This window comes from Ectothiorhodospira sp. 9100, from assembly GCF_022227565.1.
In the GTDB taxonomy this organism is placed as follows: domain Bacteria; phylum Pseudomonadota; class Gammaproteobacteria; order Ectothiorhodospirales; family Ectothiorhodospiraceae; genus Ectothiorhodospira; species Ectothiorhodospira marina.
In genome coordinates this window covers 1-18957 of sequence record NZ_JAJNAN010000017.1, presented here as the reverse complement: position 1 = coordinate 18957, position 18957 = coordinate 1, and the positions used below count along the sequence as shown (strand labels likewise).

Genomic DNA, 18957 nt, shown 5'->3' with positions numbered 1-18957 from the left:
ACGACCGAGCATCACAGCTCTTCCATGCTCAGGTTGCGGTTGGTATAGATGCATATGTCGGCGGCGATGTTCAAGGCCTTTTCGGTAATCTCTCGAGCCTCCAGTTCCGTGTTTTCCATCAACGCACGGGCCGCGGCCTGGGCGAAGGGGCCGCCGGAGCCGATGGCAATCAGGCCTTCCTCGGGCTCGATCACGTCCCCGTTGCCGGAGATGATCAGCGAGGCCTCCTGGTCGGCCACGGCCAGCAGGGCCTCCAGGCGACGCAGGCTGCGCTCGGTGCGCCAGTCCTTCGCCAGTTCCACGGCGGCGCGCACCAGGTTGCCGCTGTATTTCTCCAGCTTGCCCTCGAAGCGCTCGAACAGGGTGAAGGCATCGGCGGTGCCGCCGGCGAAACCGGCCAGGACCTTGTCATGATGCAAGCGCCGCACCTTGCGGGCGTTGCCCTTCATGATGGTGTTCCCCAGGGAAACCTGGCCGTCGCCGCCCAGGGCGACCCGGCCATTGCGACGGACGCTGACGATGGTGGTGCCGCGAAACTGTTCCAAGAAAAGACTCCGATGTGCCGCGATTCAAAAGGGGCATTGTAACGGAAAGATCTGCCATGAGGGATGGGCAACGGCCCCGCTGGAAGAGGCCCCCTGCCGCGAATGGCAAAACGCCTCAAGTTTGCCATCCAAACCGGAGATCGGAGTGGCCCTCGGGGAGCTGGCCTGCCAGCGATGCGCTGCGCCAGCAGCGCCCGGACCAAGCCCTGTGCCCGCCGCCTTCGCGGGCAAGGCCCGCTCCCACCAGGAACAGGATCAGCCCTTGGCCTTGCGCCGCGCCCGGGGGTGCGCCGTGTCATACACCCGCGCCAGGTGCTGATAGTCCAGATGGGTGTAGATCTGGGTGGTGCCGATGTCGGCATGCCCCAGCAACTCCTGCACGGCACGCAGATCCTGGGAGGATTCCAGCAGATGGCTGGCGAAGGAATGGCGCAGCAGGTGCGGATGCACCCGTCGCTCCAGGCCCTGGGCAAGCGCATGGCCGGCCATGCGCTTTTGCACTGATCGAGGCGTGAGACGCCCTCCGCGACGACTCACGAACAGGGCCGGCTCGTCCGGGGCCACCCATTCGCTGCGCCGCTGCAACCAGGCGTCCAGGGCCGCCAGGGCCTTGCGACCCACCGGCAAGGTGCGTGTCTTGCGGCCTTTGCCAGTGACCCGCACCATGGCATCCGCCCGATCCAGGTCGGTGCAATTCAGGTCGGTGAGTTCCGCCAGGCGCAGACCAGACGAGTAGAACAACTCCAGCAGGGCACGGTCCCTTACCAGCAGCAGATCGTCCCCGGGCACCTCCACCAATCGCGCCACCTGCTCGGCATCCAGTACCTCGGGCAGCTTGCGGGGCGTGCGCGGCGCGCGCACGCCCTGGGCGGGATTGGCGCCGACCACGCCTTCGCGGATCAGATAATTGAAGAATCCCCGCACCGAGGAGAGCAGCCGCTGCAGACTGCGTCCGGCCTTGCCCCCCCGATGAAGGCCCGATACCAGCGCACGGATGTCGTGAACAGTGACCTCGGACCAGTCACGACGATCCGAAAACGCCGGCTGCGGCACATGTCCCTGCAGGACCAGAAGATCCCGGCGGTAATTGCTGATGGTATGCGGCGAACAGCCCCGCTCCCGGGCAAGATGCCCCAAGTAGGCATCGATCCAGGGATCCAGAGAGGCACTCATGCCTGCCCCAGGCGCCCCCCGACGGCATGGGAGATGATCTCGCCCAGGTACCCCAGAAACAGGGTACCCATCCCCGGATGGAACCGCGATGCATCCTGACTGCCCAGGGCCACAAAACCCAGGGGTCGGGTGCCATCCATGAGCGGCACGGCCACGGCCGAGGCCACAGTCGGGGCATCTTCCGCAGTGAACAGGGCATGCAGCTGAGTGTCCGAGAGGCGCCCGCACATCGGCCGGCGATGCTCGAACAAATGGGCCAGGCTCTGCATGGCCGGGCCATCCTCGGCCATGAAATGCATGCCCTGGGCCGGGTCGCCGCAGAGGCGCACCACTACCACATCGGCGCGGAATTCGTTGCGCAACTGTTCCTGGGTGATGGCCAGCACGGCATCCAGACTTTCCGCCTCCATCACCCCCAGGGCCAGCTGATACATGCGCTGGCTGAGGCGCTCGTTCTCGCGGGCCGTGTGCACCAGGTCCATGAGCTTGCGCTCCAGGGCGCGATTTTTGTCCCGCATCACGGCCATCTGACGTTCAATGAGGGACACGGCCACGCCGCTGGGATGAGGCAGACGCAACACCTCCAGCAGGGGTAGATGACGTTCGAAGAAATCGGGATGCGCGCGCAGATAGGACTCCACCGCCTCCTCGGACAAGGCCTCTTCGGCCAGCGCGCCCTTGCCTTGTGTGCTCATAGCTTGATGTTACCCGTAAAGACCGATGTCGCGGGGCCGGTCATGAAGACCGGAGCGTCTTCGCAGCCCTCCCACTGTATCACAAGCCGCCCGCCAGGCAGATCCACCGCCACCCGCTCGTCCAGCCAGCCGCGCGTACGCCCGGACACCACGGCGGCGCAGGCCCCGGTGCCGCAGGCCTGGGTCTCCCCGGCGCCGCGTTCAAACACCCGCAACCGGATATGGTCCCGCGCCACCACCTCCATGAAGCCTGCGTTCACCCGTCGGGGAAAGCGCGGATGGGATTCCATGGCGGGGCCGAGGGATTCCACCGGTGCCTTCAAGACATCCTCCACCCGCAGCACGGCATGGGGGTTGCCCATGGACACCGCACCGACCTCCAACGTGTGTCCACCCACTTCCAATGCATAGGCCGGCGCCGGTGCCTCTGCCGCAAACGGGATTTCCACCGGCTCCAACCGGGGCCGGCCCATGTTCACCGTGACCTCCCCATTGTCCTCCACCTGAAGGTGGATCAACCCGCCGGCGGTCTCCACCGGGATCAGCGTCTGGTCCGTCAGCCCCTGATCGCGCACGAACACGGCAAAACACCGGGCCCCGTTCCCGCACTGCTCCACCTCGCCGCCATCGGCGTTGAAGATCCGGTAACGAAAGGCCGCCGTGGCGGGATCGGCGGGCGACTCCACCAGCAGCACCTGATCACAGCCCACGCCCAGCCGTCGATCAGCCAGAAACCGCACCCGCTCCGGCGTGAGTTCAACCGCCTGGCGCACCCCGTCGATCACCACGAAGTCGTTGCCCAGGCCGTGCATCTTTGTAAATGAGAGTGTCATCGGCAAAAGCGTAAAGGGTGGGGGTCCGGCTGGGAAGCGTGGGATAGCGCGGACGGCGTCGCCATCAGAGACCATTGCAAATCACCATGCGCAAACCGGCTTGCGCAAGTCTCGGCGCAGGGGCTCCGGCTTGATACCATCCAGCCTTGTCGCCGACGAACGCCACCGAGGTGCGCATGTTCTTCCCGAAACTTCGCAGCATCGCCACCCCAAACGTGATTACTCTGCCGGCGACCGCCAGCCTGGCTGAGGCGGTGCACAGCATGCGACGACACAATATCCGTGATGTGGTGGTCACCCGCGACGCCCACTATCGCCTGATGCTCTCCAGCCGGCTGTTGAGCCTGCGGGTCCAGGGTGTGTCGCTGTCCACACCCCTGGGCGAGTTGGACCTTCCCGAGCCGGCCATCCTGGATCCTGATGAGACCGTGCTGGAGGGGCTCAAGGCCATTCGCAACGAGTCCGAGCACATCTGCCTGATCAATGAAGAGGGCATCCTGGAGGGCATTGTCAGCTACAGCGACCTGGCCGGCAGCCTGGACCCGGAGGTGCTGGCCGAGAGCCATAGCCTGGGACAATTGCTCCACGGCCTGCAGGCCCTCACCGTGGAGGAGACCCAGCCCGTGCACGAGGTGATGCAGCGCATGGATGGGGGGCACTTTACCGCCACCATCGTGATCCGCCAGGGCATCCCTGTGGGCATTCTCACCCAGCGGGATGTGATCGACCTGATCGATGCCAATGCCGACCTGGATCAGCCCATCGGCGAGTGCATGACCACCCCGTTGCAGACACTCAGCCAAGACACCACCATTGCCGAGGCGCTGCGCTTCTGCCGTCAACGCCGCATCAAGCGGGTGGTGGTGGTGGATGCCCACCATCGCTTTACCGGTCTGGTGGGGCAAAAAGAACTGGTCAGCCTGTATTACAACCGCTGGTTCAACCTGCTCAAGGACCATCAGCAGCAGGTGGATCAGCTCAACCAAGCGCTGCACGAGACCAACCAGGCCCTGGCGAGCCTGACCGAAGAGGTCCCGGCCGGCCTGATGGTCATCGACAACGACGGCCTCATCACCCGCATCAACCAGGCCACGATAGAACTTCTGGGTTACTCATCCGACGCGGTGGTGGGCCAGAAAGCCCTCGACTTCTTTCGCTGCACACACCAGGGGAATAGGGGATCCAACTGGCTGCGCTGCGACCATCGCCAGGGCTGGATCCCCGCGGAACGCTGCCAGGTGTTCCAGGCCCTGCGGCAGGGTCGATCGTTCGCGGGCAGCGAGGTGATGATCAACCAGGACGGCACCCCGGTCGTGATTGAACTCAAGGCCAAGCCCATGACCCAGGGGGGTGGGTTTCTCCTGTTGCTGCAGGATCCAAGCAATGCGGTCCTGCAGGCCCGCCAGCTGGAGCAGGAACTGGATCTCTTCTCCCGGGGCCCGGTGATGGTCTGTGTCTGGTTGCCCAAGCCCGGCTGGCCACTCCATTACATCTCACCCAATGTCGCCGATATCCTGGGCTACCCTCGGGAGGAGTTGACCGACAATCAGTTCGGGTTTTCGCAGCTGGCGCATCCTGAGGACGTGGCCCGCGTCGATCGCGAAATCGATGACTATCTGGCCCGGCGGGCCACTGTCATGGAGCATCAGTATCGCCTGAAAAGGAAGGACGGCAAGTACCGGCGTTTCTATGACTATTCCTTTCCCGAGTATGACGCCGATGGCCACCTGACAGCCCTGCGTGGCTACCTCATAGACCAGACGGAAAAGCTGGAGAACCACCGCGCCCTGGAGGAACAGGAGCGACGCTTCCGTACGCTGTTCGAGCTCTACCCCGATGCCACGGTACTGATCGATGCCACCGACGGGACGACGCTGGAGTTCAATTCCGTGGCCCACCGTCAACTGGGCTACAGTGCCGAAGAGTTTGCCCGTCTGCGCATCGCCGACTACGAGGCCCTGGAAACCCCCGAAGAGGTGGCGCAGCATGTGCGCAGGATTCTGGACCAGGGCCATGATGATTTCGAAACCCAGCACCGGCGCAAGGACGGCACCCTCATTGATGTGAATATCACCGTCACGCTCATGGAGATGGGCACGCAATGCTGCCTGCTGGCGGTTTTCCGGGACATTACCGAACGCAAACGGGCAGAAAACCGTCTGCGTGACAGCCAGGAACGCCTGAAGCTGGCCACCGAGGCGGCCCAACTCGGTATCTGGGACTATGACGTCCAGAACGACCGCCTGGTATGGGACGAGCTGATGTTCAGGATCTATGGTGTGGAGCGCAATGACTTTGGAGGGCGATTCGCCGATTGGGGCAACATGCTCATGCCCGACTCCTTACCGCCCGCGCAGGCAGCGTTCCAGGCCCTGATCCTTGAAGACGAGCCTTTTGATGTGCAGATCCAGATCCGCCGCGGCTTCGACGGTCAGATTCGCACCCTGCGTGGCCTGGCTCGGGCCATTCGTGATGCCCAGGGCAAGGCCATCCGGGTGGTGGGGGTCAACGAGGATATCACCGAGCGCATTCTGGCCGACCGCAAACTGGCCGCGGAGGAGGCCAAGTTCCGCACCCTGTTCGAACTCTCGCCGGTGGGTATCGCCATGAACGATTTCCACACTGGGGAATTCCTGGAATTCAATAACGCCATCAACGAACCCGCCGGCTACACCCAAGAGGAATTCCGGCAACTGAGTTACTGGGAGGTCACTCCGTCGGAATACCTGTCGGAGGAACAGCAGGTGCTGGAGTCCATGAACAAAACGGGGGTCTACGGTCCCTTCGAGAAGGAGTACATCCGCAAGGACGGCACGCGCTACCCGGTGCTTCTGCATGGCTTCAAAACCTCCACTGCCGAGGGCCGTGAAGTCATCTGGTCCCTGATTCAGGACATCTCGGCCCTCAAGCAGGCGCAACAGGAACTCAAGGACCGGGAAGAGCGGCTACAGCAACTGGCGGCCCAGAGCCGCAACGTCACCTGGGAGGTGGACGCTCAGGGATGCTTCACCTATGTGAGCCCGGTAGCCGAGGCCGTCTGGGGGTATTCGGCCAGCGACCTGGTGGGACGGAAGCAGTTTTATGAACTCCATCCCGAGGCAGGCCGGGAGGCCTTCAAGGCCAAAGTCCTGCAGGACTTTGCGCGCCGCAAAACCTTCCAGGGGTTGATCAATCCCGTTGCTGACAAAGGGGGACGGGTCCTCTGGATGTCCACCCACGCCTTGCCGTTGATCGATCACCGCGGAACCTTTCGGGGATACCGGGGCAGCGATCTGGATGTGACCGAAGCCATTACCGCGAAGAAGGCCCTGGAGGCCGAAAAAGAGCGCTTCAGAGGGATCTTCGAGAAGACGGGCAGCGGGGTGGCCGTCTTCCGTCCGGTGGATGATGCCCGGGATTTCGTATTCACTGATTACAATCCCGCCGCCGAGCGGATGGACCATGTCTGTCGCGATGATGTGATCGGCCACTGCCTGTCAGAGTGCTTCCCGGCCGTCGAAAAGATGGGCCTCATGGATGCCTTGCGCCGGGTGGCTCGCACGGGGCAGAGCGAGTATCTGCCCATCTCCCTGTATGACGATGGCAGCCTCCGGGGATGGCGCGAGAACACGCTGTTCAAGCTCTCTTCCGGGGAAGTGGTGGCCGTTTACAACGACCTCACCGAGATCAAGCAGGCCCAGGAGACAGCCGAGCGGGCCAACCATGCCAAGAGTCAGTTCCTGGCCAACATGAGCCATGAAATCCGCACCCCGATGAACGCCGTGATCGGCCTGAGTGATCTGCTGCTGAGCACGCCGCTCAACACCAAACAGCGGGATTACCTGGGCAAGATCCGCGATTCCTCGCGCATGCTCCTGGGCATCATCAACGACATCCTGGATTATTCCAAGATCGAGGCCGGCAGGCTGGAGCTGGAAACGCATGGCTTTCGCATCGATGATCTCCTGGACCAGATGCGCACCCTGTTTGCCTCAGCAGCCGATGCCAAGGGTATCGAATTGGTGTTTGACCTGGATATCCAGGACACAGCCACCGTGGAGGGCGATGCCCTGCGTCTGGGACAGGTGCTCACCAACCTGCTCAGCAACGCCATCAAGTTTACCGAGCAGGGACAGGTGGTTCTCTCCATTCGTCAGCAGGACCACAATATGGACGGCCTACGCCTGCGGTTTGAGGTGCGTGACACGGGTATCGGTATCGAGCCCGACCAGCAGGCCCGGCTGTTTCAGGCCTTCTCGCAGGCGGACACCTCCACCACCCGGAAATATGGTGGCACGGGACTGGGACTGGTCATCAGTCGCAAATTGCTGGAAAGGATGGGGGGTGTATTGCAGCTGGATTCCACCCCGGGCGCAGGCAGCAACTTCCACTTCGAACTCACGCTGCCCATCTCGCCGGATCAGGCTGTGGAATCGTCACATGAATCCTTGCGAGCCGGCGCGCGTGTCCTGGTAGTGGACGACCATGCCATCGCACGCACGGTGCTCAGCAATATGCTTCAAAGCCAGGGCTTCCAGGCGACCGAAGCTGCCAGCGGCGAGGCGGCGATTGAGGCCGTCCAGCAGGCCGAGCGGCTTGACGCACCCTTTGAGTTCATTCTCATGGACTGGAAGATGCCCGGTGGGTTGGACGGGATACAGGCGCTGGACCGGTTGCATACACTGCGCAAACAGGGGGATCTGGGACAGACCACCGTCCCCGCACTGATTATCAGCGCCTACAGTCAGGAGGATCTGACGCCTCATTCGGATCGCTTCAGCGCCTTTTTGAGCAAGCCTGTTACCCCACGTGCGCTGCTGGAGGCCATGAACCTAGCAATGGCCGAGCAGACAACCGGAGTATCCTGGGCACCCATTCAGCACACCCCGTGCTTCAAGGGGCAGACTGTCCTGCTGGTAGAAGATAATGCCCTGAATCAGGAAGTGGCCCGCGAAATCCTCAAAAAAACCCAGGTCCGGGTGGTACTGGCCAATGATGGCCGCGAGGCGGTGGATGAGGTGGCACGACAACCCATCGACCTGGTGCTGATGGACCTGCAAATGCCCGTCATGGACGGCTTCGAAGCCACCCGGCATATCCGTGACCGATTCCCCGATCTGCCCATCATCGCCCTGTCGGCGGCAGTGATGGAGGATGACCGTGAGCGGGCCCGGGCTGTCGGCATGAACGGCCATCTGGCCAAGCCCATCGACACTCAGGCACTACTGCATACGCTGGAGCAGTGGCTGCAACGTGACGGCACCTGCACCGAACCCCAGGAAGACGAGCCCCCAGGTCCAGGACTGCCTGTTACACTGAAGGCCTTCGACATGGCCGCGGGGCTCGAGCGGTTCGACGGTGACACGCGCCTGTATCTGCGCACCCTGCACCGCTTTGCGGAGCAACTTGACGGGGAGTGGATCACCCTGCCCGACTACCTGGATCAGCCCGAAGATCCCCGCACACGGCGGATGCTCCACACCCTCAGGGGTCTGGCGGCCACCGTCGGGGCTCATGAACTGGCCCACCGGGCCGAGCGCCTGGAGGCCAGCCTGAAAAAGGATGCGTCCTTTTCAAAGGACGATGTACAAGCCTTCATGGAGGCCTTGAAGACCGTTCGGGATCAACTGGCCACCCTGCCCGAAAAACAAGCCCCCAACAGCGTTCAGGGCACGGATCCCAAGGCCCTGGCCGCCGCCATGGAGCACCTTCTGCGATGCCTTTCCACGGGCGAGCTGGTGGATGAAGGGGAGCTGGACCACGTCACGACCTGCCTGGAACAGCGGGGCACCCCCCGCGCTGCCCAGGAACTGCGGGAACGGGTGGATCAGTTCGATCATGATGCAGCAGCCACGCTGCTTAGACAGCTGGCCGAGCAGGCCGGTATCACACTTTCTTGAGGTCTGGTGTGTCGGAAACAAGAGCGACGGTGCTGATCGTTGACGATCAGCCGACCAATATTCATGCATTGGCTTCCCTGCTAAAGGCGGATTACCGGATCCTGACCGCCACGCGGGGCGAAAAGGCACTGGAACTGGCCCAGGCCGAGCAGGCTCCGGACCTGATCCTGATGGATATCGTCATGCCGGACATGGACGGCTACGAGACCTGTCGGCGGCTCAAGGACAACGAGGCCACCCGGTCCATTCCGGTGATCTTCGTGACCGCGCTGGACCACGACAAGGATGAAGAGCAGGGCCTGAACTTGGGCGCGTCCGACTACATTTCCAAGCCCTTCAATCCGGCCATCGTGCGCGCCCGGGTGCGCAACCAGGTGAACCTCAAGCTCAAGACCGACATGCTGGAAAAGATCTCCCTGCAGGACGGCCTTACCGAGATCCCCAACCGGCGCTACTTCGATCAAAAACTTGCGGAAGAATGGGCGCGATCCAGTCGCAATGATCAATCACTGGCGTTACTCATGGTGGACATTGACCAGTTCAAGCCCTTTAACGATCATTATGGACATGGGGCTGGTGATGAGTGCCTCAGGCGTGTGGCCCAGGCCCTGAGACGCGTACCAACACGCGCCACGGACCTGGTGGCCCGTTACGGGGGTGAGGAGTTCGTGGTGTTACTGCCGGAGACCGATACGCGGGGCGCGCAGCACGTGGCCCAGGCAATGCTTGAGGCAGTCAGATCCCTTGAAGTCACCCACGACTACTCAGATGTGGCACCCCATGTCACCATCAGCATTGGTGGCGCCATCCAATCAAGGCAACACCCCAAACCATCGGCCGAAGACCTGAAAAAGGCTGCTGATACCGCCCTCTATCAGGCCAAGACCAACGGGCGTAACCGATACCAGGGTGAGATATGACGGAATTCAGCAACCTGCCCCACAGTCACAATCCGGATGGCGATCGGCGCCGCGTGGGTATCGAGATGGAGATGGCGGAGGTCTCCCTGGATGTCATCGCCGATGCCATCATGGTGCTTTTCGGAGGTGTGCATCAGCAGACCTCCCCCTTTGAACACCGTGTCACCGGGACACGATTCGGTGATTTCGGCCTGGAACTGGACAGCGACCTGCTCAAGCGCCGGGAGTATCTGGATTACCTGGAGAACATGGGCGTGGAGGTGGATCGTGAGGCCGGGCCTCATGCCCTGGAGACCGCCCTGTCCCAGGTGGCCGGTCTGGTGGTGCCCCATGAGGTGGTGGCACCGCCCATCCCCCACGATGCCCTGCCGGAACTGGACAGGCTGCGCCAGCGCCTGCAACAGGAGGGGGCCAAGGGGACCCATGGATCCCTGTTTTACGCCTTCGGCCTGCAGATCAATCTGGAGCTGGCACGCCTGGATGCCGATGAGATCCTGCATCATCTTCAGGCCTTCATGCTCCTGTATGACTGGCTGCTCAGCCATTCCCAGGCGGATCTATCCCGACGCCTCACACCCTTTGTGGACCCGTTCCCCGAGGACTATGCCCGCCTGATCCTGGAACCCGGCTACCACCCGGACCTCACGGACCTGATCGACGATTATCTTGCCCATAACCCCACCCGTAACCGCCCGCTGGACATGTTGCCGCTGTTTGCTCAACTGTCGCCGGAACAGATCGATGCCGCCCCGGTGGAGCATCATCTGATCCGCCCCCGGCCCACCTTTCATTATCGCCTGCCGGACTGCCGAATCGATGAACCGGACTGGGACCTGAGCGTACCCTGGAACGCCTGGGTGGAGGTGGAACGGCTGGCAGCGGACCCGCAACGCCTGGGCGCCATGGCCCGGGAGTATCTGGCTGCGGAACCTGAAACGCTGACCGAAAAGGGCCAGCGCTGGGTGGAAAAAGTCAGTCACTGGCTGCGGAGCTGAATCATGGCACGCCCCCGCATTGGCGTGACCGGGCCAGACCGGGGCGGCGTGGCCGCCTGGATCATGACGTGGTGGGCCATCTGGCGGGCTGGCGGCAAGGCCATTCATATCACCCCCGGGCGGCCCCGCAGCTGTCGGGAACTGGACGGCCTGGTGATCGGCGGCGGTGCGGACGTGGATCCCAGCCTCTATGGCCAGGATCCGTTGAGCCTGATCCGCGAGATCGATGCCACCGAGATTGGCTGGAGACAACGCATCCTGGGGTTTGTGCTCTATCCACTGCTGTGGCTGCTGCGCCGGGTGCTGTACACCAAACGGCATGGTGGCGACGCTGACCGGGATCGTCTCGAACGGACGCTGATCCTGGAGGCTTTGGATCAGGGCCTGCCCATGCTGGGCATCTGCCGGGGCATGCAGTTGCTGAATGTGGTCTGCGGCGGCACGTTGCACCAGAATCTGGAAGGCTTTTACCAGGAGCACCCCCAGGTGCGCAGTGTGCTGCCGCGCAAGGTGGTCACCCTGACCGAGGGCTCACGCATTGCCGAACTGACCGGCGCGGAACCCCTGTCCGTCAATGCCCTGCACAACCAGGCGGTGGCCGACCTGGGCCAGGATCTGGTGGTGGCGGCACGGGAAGCCAGCGGCGTGATCCAGGCCATCGAGAGTCGAAGCGCTTCGCTCATCCTGGGGGTACAGTGGCACCCGGAGTACCTGCCCCAGAAGTCACGCCAGCGACGCCTGTTCCAGGGGCTGGTGGAATCCAGCAGGGACTTGTCGGTCAGGGTCTGATCCCAGTAGGATGCTGGTACCGGGCGAGGGGAATCGCCCAAAGGACCATCCTGGGGCCGCGGCCCCGCTCACAGGGAGAGTGCCATTATGCAGGCCAAGGACATCTTGCTGCTGGACCCCAACCCGCAGTCATCGCCTGCGAATACCCGCCAGGTGACACTGGCCCGCGTTGTCCAGGCCCAGGCCGGCGAGGCCCTCTGGGTGGACTGCGAGGGCACCACCGTGTGCCCCATGGCCCACGCCCAGTCCACACCGGCCCTGCGCCCGGGAGACCGGGTGCTGGTACTGCTGCAACCGGCCACGGGTCCGGTGATCCTGGACCGCCTCCGTCGCCATGGGGAGGCCCCGCCCTCCCAGGCGGTCACCGAACGTGACGGCCACGTGCAGTTGCGGGCCGAACGCGGTCTGTATCTGCGCTGCGGGGAGTCCTCCATGACCCTGGATCCGACGGGCCGCATGGAAATGCGTGGCCGGGAACTGCACGGCATCATGGCCCGGCTGATGCACTTTCTGGCGGCCCGGATCCACTTCAACTGACCCAGGAGCATCGCCATGGAACGGCCTCTCTGGAAACAACATGAAGACCTGGCCCGGGCCCTGTGGGATCAGCATCGCCGCCGTCAGACCCTGTCACTGGACGACGCCACCGGCCTCGAGCGGCTGGAGCAACGTTTGCTTACCCAATGGCTGTTGCTGGGCTGTGACGCCAACGCCGTGCTGCCTGAGGACGCCTCAGACTCCGCCCGCTTTCTGCGCTGCGCCGCCACCTGGGTGAGCCATCAGCCGCCCCATCCGGATGACGTGGTTAGTGCCCTGATCGAGGATGAACATCATCCCTGGCGCTGGCTGCTGATTCATCTGCCCCCCGAGCCACTGGGCCCCTGGCTGACCACCCTGAATTCCATTCCAGCCCTGCGACCGCTCTGCTGGGAAATCGCCCGCTGCCAGGAAGGTGTACCCACCCAGCTGCCTCCCCTCACATCCACCGACGATTCCAACGCCATGCTGGCCCAGCTACGCTGGATGGCCGATCATCCCGGCGCCCCGAACGTCGACCGGAACATCCTGGCAAGCGATGCCTCTTCGGCGATGCAGTATTGGTGGGTGCGCGGCGCCTGTGCTCGGGGGCGGATATCGGCCCGTGAGGGCCTGGCGCAGTTGCAACAGATCGAGACCAGCGACGCCGTGCTGCGACTCATGGGCGTCCTGGGCCTGCCTGAGGCCCTGGAAACGCTGGTCGATGCCCTCCCCCGACAATCGGGTGCGGCATGGGGCCTGGCCCTGAATGGAACGCCAGCAGCAGTGGATGCGCTCATCGCGGGCCTGACCCAGGCTCGCCACCTGACTGAAATCCATGCGGCGCTGGAAGCCGTTTCGGGTCTGCGACTGCCAAGGGTTTCGCGCGGCCCGCGGCCATGGCGCGCCGATGCCAGCCCTGACCCTCAGGCGATGGCCCACTCCTGGTGGCGAGGGATGCGTCCTCGGCTCCATCCCCGTCAGCGCCTCTGGCAGGGCGCACCGCAAAACCCCATCAGTCTGGCCCGCCAGGTGATGGCCACGGCGGGACGCGAGGCGGATGGGCTGCAGTTGCGTCTTGCCCTGACCCTGGGTGGGCCCCCGGCGCTACCTCGGGAACACTGGCAATACCGGCGACGACAGCAGTTGGCCGAGCGTATTCAGGCACTGCGGGGGGCATCCCATCAGGAGGTGGTGCATGCATGAACTGACGAACCGAACCACATGGACCGCCGGTCTCTTCCCCGGTTTTGATCCCCAGGGACACAGGGGGATCACTTTGGTGGTGAAGTGCAGCCACGCGCTGGACAGCACGGGCCGCCTGCGAGCCTTGCTGCCCAGTGAACCGCTGGTATTGACCGACACGCGGGATATCCCCCACCCGGGCCTTGAGCTGTGTCGTCCTTCGGAGATCGTGCCCTTCAAGGCACAGGCGGAGTTTCTGCTGCACGGATCTCCCGGTAGGGGAAGAGGCCTGGACATCACCCTGTGGCGGGATGGACACCGGCTCTGGGGAAAACACTTTCGGGAACGCACCCAGGCGATCACCCTGAGGCCCGGCAAGGATGCAGCGGGCCTTCCCTCGCACCGGGCACGCCTCCTGAAGGGCTTGAATCCGGCCCCCGATCGTATTCATTCCCCTCCCATCCAGGGCACACTGCCCCTGCACTGCCACCAGGCAGCTCCACCGGATCAGCGCCTGCCAGGTCCCTTCACGGGGGGCGAACGGCTTCAGTTGAAGGCGCGCGGAGCACGGCGGGATGAGCGGCATCTGAATCTGATACTGCCATCAACCGACCCGGTTCAGGCCTGGGCGATTGGCAATGGCCAACGGGAGCGACTGCATCTGACTTGCGATACCCTGATCCTGGATCTGGTCACCCGACGGGTTCATCGGCTATTCCGGGCTTGCCTGCCCCAGGGGAGGACCGACAATGCCGGCTGGATCATCGTCCGCCACCGGGATGAGCAGGACAACATCGTCCCCGGAGACAATGACCCATGACACTGGTGCTGGACACGGCCCATATGAGTCTGTACACCGCAGCCGGCAACGATCCCCTGGCGCTCTGGGCCGCGGCTTCCACACCGTTGGGCATGGAGCAACGCCTCACCCACCCGGCAGCATTGGCTTCTCCCGGGGGATGTCACCAGGTGCTGCGCGGGGTGCCCTCGATGAACACCTCGCAGGATAGCGTCACGCGAATGCGAGCCCTGCTCAGGGGCGCCCTGAGGCATCCCCTGCCCGCCCAGGCTCTGGTCTTATGGCCGTATCACCCCACCTCGGGTGAACGGACCCGACCGCACCCGGAAGCTTTCTGGAGCTGGATGGCCGAGGCAGGCCTGCGCCACCCCGAAGCACGATGGCAACCTGTCTGCGTGGATGGATCCGCCATTACGCTACTGGATCAAGCGCGGGATGCGTTGTCCTGCCACCCGGAGCGCACTCTGTTCCTGGGTGGCGTGGACAGCCTGCTACACCCTGAAAGCCTGCTGAGCCTGGTGGACTGCCAGGTGCCCCTGGCCTGGGACAATGAAGACGGCCTCGTCCCGGGCGAGGCCGCAATCTTCCTCCCGATGCGGGATAAGGGCAGGGGAATCCATGTACTGGGTTGGGACAGCTGCCCCGAACCCACAACAGGATGCGGCGCGCCCGACGAGCATCCCGCCCTGCCCCAGGCCCTGGACAGCGCCCTGGGACAGGCGGGCCTCAAGCCATCGGACCTGGATGGCATCGTATTGCCACCCGGAAGCGGCCCCCATGGGGATCGGGCGTGGTGGAGTTGTCAGGCACACCTGTGGCCTCTGCGCGCCGACATCCGGGAGGGTTCGCCACTCCCCCCAGCGCCCGACAACGATCCCCTGCCCCCGGAATCCGTGACGCCCCCCATCCTCAATAGCGGCGTCACCACCGGTCACGCTGGTGCCGTGCAATGGTTGCTACAACTGGCACTGGCCGGCATCTGGATGCGGCACACCCGGTTCATGGCCCGTTCCGGTGCCGGGCCCCGCATTGCCACCACCGCTGTGCTGGATTGTCCCCTTGGCGACGAGCGCGGCGCCGTCATTCTGGGCGATGAAACCGGTCAGGATGCCTGTGGCCAGGGGATGCCCGTACCGCCCAGTCCACAATAGCCACCCGGCACCTTGGCCAGATACTGTTGATGGTCGTCCTCGGCAAAATAGAAGGTCGGCGCCGGCACAATCTCGGTGGTGATGGCGCCCCGCCCCCTGGCGTTCAGGGCCTGCTGATACACCTCCCGGGACTCGGCCGCCTGTCGGGCCTGGTCGTCGTCGTGGGTGTAGATACCGGAGCGGTACTGGGTACCGACATCGTTACCCTGACGCATGCCCTGGGTGGGGTCGTGGGATTGCCAGAAGACCTTCAGCAAATCCTGATAACTGATGATCTGCGGATCAAACACCACCTGCACCACCTCGTTGTGGCCGGTCATCCCACTACACACCTCCTTGTAGGTGGGATTGGGCGTATGGCCGCCAGCATAGCCGACGGCGGTCACATGCACCCCGGATAGCTGCCAGAAGGCCCGCTCGGCGCCCCAAAAGCACCCCATCCCGAACATCGCCATCTTCATGCCTTCAGGATACGGGGGTTTCATGGGGGTGTTGAGCACCCCATGGCGCTCACTCACGGGCATTGGCTCATCTCGACCGGGCAGGGCCTGGTCAGGACGGGGCATGGCGGTCTTGCGCATGAAAGAGAACACGGTGGGTTACCTCCCGGGAGTGCATGGCTGGCTTGCCTGTATTGGAAAGCACCGGGAAGGGAAAGTTTGGTGCTCGTCGTTTTCACTTCGCAGGCGAGGCCCGCTTCCCAGAGCATCCGGGTTACTGACGGGGATTGTCCGATCCCTCTGATGATGGCCCATCGTCGTTGGGTGCTGATGCCAGGGTGAGATCGCTGGTATCCACCTTCAAGGGTGGGTGGTCCCGAGGGGTGCCCAGGGTGACACCAGGCTCGGCCAGTGTCAGTTCAGACAGGTCCACCTCCAGGGGAGGAGGTTCCTCACGATCGCTCAGATCGGTGCCCACAGGCGCCAGGGTCCAACCCGCCTCCGGGATCTGCGCCTCTGGACCGGATGGGATGGGCGGCTCGCCCGGGTCCTCGGTCGAGGTGGAATGCAAGGATTGCGGATCAGCATCGACGGTGGACGACGGATCAGGCTCCGGCGCGCAGGCCATCAGCCGGGCCAGTACACCCGCCTCCCTGAGGGAGGCCTGATAGCGCCTGGCCGTGACCTCATCCACCCCTTTCTTGATGACCACGGGCTTACCCGACAGCATGGCCGCGGCCCGCGCCTCGGTGATACGAAACAGGCTTGCCAGGTTGGACCGCGCCGTGGCCAGGTCCACCCCTTCGACCCGTTCCCCGGTGACCGCCACCAGATAGGCTTTGTCTCCCATGACGCCCCCTTATCACCATTCATCGCATGGACAGCTTCCCGACGAAAGCCGGCAAACGCCCCATTGCCACTCACCAGCAGGCAGGCCCTGCATCAGGGCCTGCCTGCGATGGTCACGATGCCTCGGCCGACGTGGATTTTCCACCACCACGGGCCATCTTCAACTGCCACACGAGCAACGAGACCCCCAGGCCCAGACCGATGATATCGCTGACCAGTTCACCGGAGATGGCCATCAGGGCGCCAACGAACAGCAGTGTCCGCACCACGCGGTTGGCCATCCCGAAGAACCACCCCTGAGCGCCTGCTGCCAGCATGAACACACCCAGCAAGGCCGACAGGAAGCTTTGCGTGATCTGCCACCATTCACCCACCATGAGCACGGCCGGATGATAGAAGAAGATGAACGGCACGATGAAGGCCGCCAGCCCGATCTTGAAGGCCGTCACCGAGGTGCGCATGGGCTCGGAACCGGCAATGGCCGCCCCCGCATAAGCGGCCAGGGCCACTGGCGGCGTGATTGCCGAGATCACCGCGAAGTAGAACACGAAGAAGTGGGCTACCAGGGGCTCGACACCCATCTGGACCAGGCCCGGGGCCACCACGGAGGCAGCCACGGCGTAGGCGGCCGTGGTGGGCATCCCCATGCCCAGGATCACCGAGATCCCCATGGCAAAGAACAGGGCCAGCAGCTGACTGTTTTCCGCCACCGCCAGGAGCATGGTGGAGAAGCGCAGCCCCACACCCGTCAGACCAATGACACCAACGATGATGCCGGCACAGGCACAAACGGCAATCAACTGGATGGACATGCGTGCCGCCAGCTCCAGGGCCTTGGCAGACCCCACCAGGCCCAGGCGGAAGGGCGTGAGCCAACTGACCACCACGGCACTCATCAGGGCCACGGTACCGGCGCGGATGACCGAATACCCCATGAACAACGCCCCGATCAGGATAAGAATGGGCGCGAACAGGTAGACCTGCCTCAACAGCTTACCTACCTTGGGCAGATCCTTGGAGGGCAACCCCTTCATCCCTGTCCTGGCGGCCTCCAGATCCACCATGAAGTAAACAGAAGCAAAGTACAGCACCGCCGGGATCAGCGCGGCAATGATGAGTTCGGTGTAAGGGATGCCGGTGATCTCCGCCATGATGAAGGCACCCGCCCCCATGACTGGCGGCATGATCTGTCCACCGGTGGAGGCCGCCGCCTCGATGGCACCCGAACTGCGTGGGTTATAGCCCACACGCTTCATCAACGGGATGGTCAGGGAGCCGGTGGCCACCACGTTACCGGCCGAGGTGCCGTTGATCATGCCCATCAGGCCACTGGCGAATATCGCCACCTTGGCCGGACCACCTCGGGCCCGCCCGGCGGCGGCAAAGGCAAAGTTCACGAAATAGTCACCCACCTTGGAGGCCTGCAGGAAGGCGGCAAAGGCGATGAACAGGATGATGTAGGTGGAGGACACCGCCGTGGTGGGCCCAAGGATGCCGTTATCGGTGTACAGATAGGTAAAGAAACGATCGGCATTGTACCCGCCATGCTCCAGCACCCCCGGCAACCAGGGACCAGCGAAGCCATAGAGGATGAAGATGGCCGCTATCACCACCAGCGCCATGCCGGCGACACGGCGAGTGAGTTCAAGGACGAGCAGGATACCGGCCACTGAAACCCAGAAGTCGGGTTGAGTGGGCATCACTCCAGCCCTGAACTGCAGGTCCACCAGATGGAAAACCAGGTAGGCGCCCACCGAGATACTGCTGGCCATCAAGGACCAGTCGTACCAGCCGATGCGATCCGACCGGGGCTTGAAGACCCAGGCAAAGAGGATACCCAGCACGGTGGCGGCCAGCAGGGTCCAGCTGAAACTCTGGAACAGCCAGTCTGGCATGGACCATGAGTCATAATCCCAGGCATGGCGCATGAAATAAGCACCGATAATGGCGCCCAGGGAGTAGAGCGCAGCGCCCACGGTGATCACCATGGGCAGTAACTCAAGCAACCATCGTCGCCCGGGTGATTGATCGGCGGGCGGTACGCAGGCGGCAACAATGGCGAAACCGATCACCAGGGCGCCCGCCACGTGCAGGATACGGAAGGTCCAGGTCTCCACAGGGAAGACATTGAGGACCAGCAGGTGGAAGCTGGTATAGGTCAGCCCCAGCGCGAATAGCAGCCAGTATT

15 protein-coding genes are annotated in these 18957 nt (G+C 63.6%); 8 read left to right on the top strand and 7 right to left on the bottom strand.

The genetic code is table 11. The features are described 5' to 3' along the window. Positions 1–11: 11 nt before the first annotated feature. The 4 genes from hslV to dapF all read right to left on the bottom strand — a co-directional run bounded on the left by hslV (position 12) and on the right by dapF (position 3246). Complete coding sequence (gene hslV / locus LPW29_RS07305; protein ID WP_025280226.1) at positions 12–545, bottom strand: ATP-dependent protease subunit HslV; 534 nt, start codon at positions 543–545, stop codon at positions 12–14. Between the two features lie 255 nt (positions 546–800). Beyond that, on the bottom strand, positions 801–1718 hold the full coding sequence (gene xerC, locus LPW29_RS07300) for a tyrosine recombinase XerC (RefSeq protein ID WP_238627468.1): 918 nt from the start codon (positions 1716–1718) through the stop codon (positions 801–803). Then, a complete protein-coding gene (locus LPW29_RS07295; RefSeq protein ID WP_238627467.1) occupies positions 1715–2413 on the bottom strand; it encodes a DUF484 family protein in 699 nt (232 codons plus the stop codon). Before LPW29_RS07295 ends, xerC begins: the two co-directional genes overlap by 4 nt. Then, the gene (gene dapF / locus LPW29_RS07290; RefSeq protein WP_238627466.1) at positions 2410–3246 is read right to left on the bottom strand and encodes a diaminopimelate epimerase; all 837 of its coding nucleotides are present in this window, start codon (positions 3244–3246) and stop codon (positions 2410–2412) included. Before dapF ends, LPW29_RS07295 begins: the two co-directional genes overlap by 4 nt. Positions 3247–3422: 176 nt before the next feature. On the opposite strand from dapF, the gene LPW29_RS07285 reads away from it, so the two are divergent. From LPW29_RS07285 to LPW29_RS07250, 8 genes are all read left to right on the top strand, one after another. Continuing rightward, on the top strand, positions 3423–9125 hold the full coding sequence (locus LPW29_RS07285; RefSeq protein ID WP_443112350.1) for a PAS domain S-box protein: 5703 nt from the start codon (positions 3423–3425) through the stop codon (positions 9123–9125). A gap of 8 nt (positions 9126–9133) precedes the next feature. Beyond that, complete coding sequence (locus tag LPW29_RS07280) at positions 9134–10045, top strand: diguanylate cyclase domain-containing protein (RefSeq protein ID WP_238627464.1); 912 nt, start codon at positions 9134–9136, stop codon at positions 10043–10045. Continuing rightward, entirely contained in the window at positions 10042–11040 is a 999-nt protein-coding gene (locus LPW29_RS07275; RefSeq protein ID WP_238627463.1) for an amidoligase family protein, read from the top strand. Before LPW29_RS07280 ends, LPW29_RS07275 begins: the two co-directional genes overlap by 4 nt. Positions 11041–11043: 3 nt before the next feature. After that, a complete protein-coding gene (locus LPW29_RS07270; protein WP_090251832.1) occupies positions 11044–11829 on the top strand; it encodes a gamma-glutamyl-gamma-aminobutyrate hydrolase family protein in 786 nt (261 codons plus the stop codon). 87 nt (positions 11830–11916) lie between these two features. Further along, a complete protein-coding gene (locus LPW29_RS07265; protein ID WP_238627462.1) occupies positions 11917–12366 on the top strand; it encodes a DUF3540 domain-containing protein in 450 nt (149 codons plus the stop codon). Between the two features lie 15 nt (positions 12367–12381). Further along, the gene (locus tag LPW29_RS07260) at positions 12382–13551 is read left to right on the top strand and encodes a hypothetical protein (protein ID WP_238627461.1); all 1170 of its coding nucleotides are present in this window, start codon (positions 12382–12384) and stop codon (positions 13549–13551) included. Continuing rightward, positions 13544–14350: a DUF2169 domain-containing protein gene (locus LPW29_RS07255; RefSeq protein WP_238627460.1), complete on the top strand. Its 807-nt coding sequence runs from the start codon at positions 13544–13546 to the stop codon at positions 14348–14350. Before LPW29_RS07260 ends, LPW29_RS07255 begins: the two co-directional genes overlap by 8 nt. After that, positions 14347–15480: a hypothetical protein gene (locus LPW29_RS07250; RefSeq protein WP_238627459.1), complete on the top strand. Its 1134-nt coding sequence runs from the start codon at positions 14347–14349 to the stop codon at positions 15478–15480. Before LPW29_RS07255 ends, LPW29_RS07250 begins: the two co-directional genes overlap by 4 nt. Here LPW29_RS07250 and msrA read toward each other — a convergent pair. The 3 genes from msrA to LPW29_RS07235 all read right to left on the bottom strand — a co-directional run. Then, the gene (gene msrA, locus LPW29_RS07245) at positions 15432–16073 is read right to left on the bottom strand and encodes a peptide-methionine (S)-S-oxide reductase MsrA (RefSeq protein WP_238627458.1); all 642 of its coding nucleotides are present in this window, start codon (positions 16071–16073) and stop codon (positions 15432–15434) included. The two genes, LPW29_RS07250 and msrA, sit on opposite strands and share 49 nt — an antisense overlap. Before the next feature lie 121 nt (positions 16074–16194). Beyond that, on the bottom strand, positions 16195–16770 hold the full coding sequence (locus LPW29_RS07240; RefSeq protein ID WP_238627457.1) for a hypothetical protein: 576 nt from the start codon (positions 16768–16770) through the stop codon (positions 16195–16197). 112 nt (positions 16771–16882) lie between these two features. Next, on the bottom strand, positions 16883–18957 hold a 2075-nt coding region (locus LPW29_RS07235; RefSeq protein ID WP_238627456.1), incomplete at its 5' end, for a TRAP transporter permease.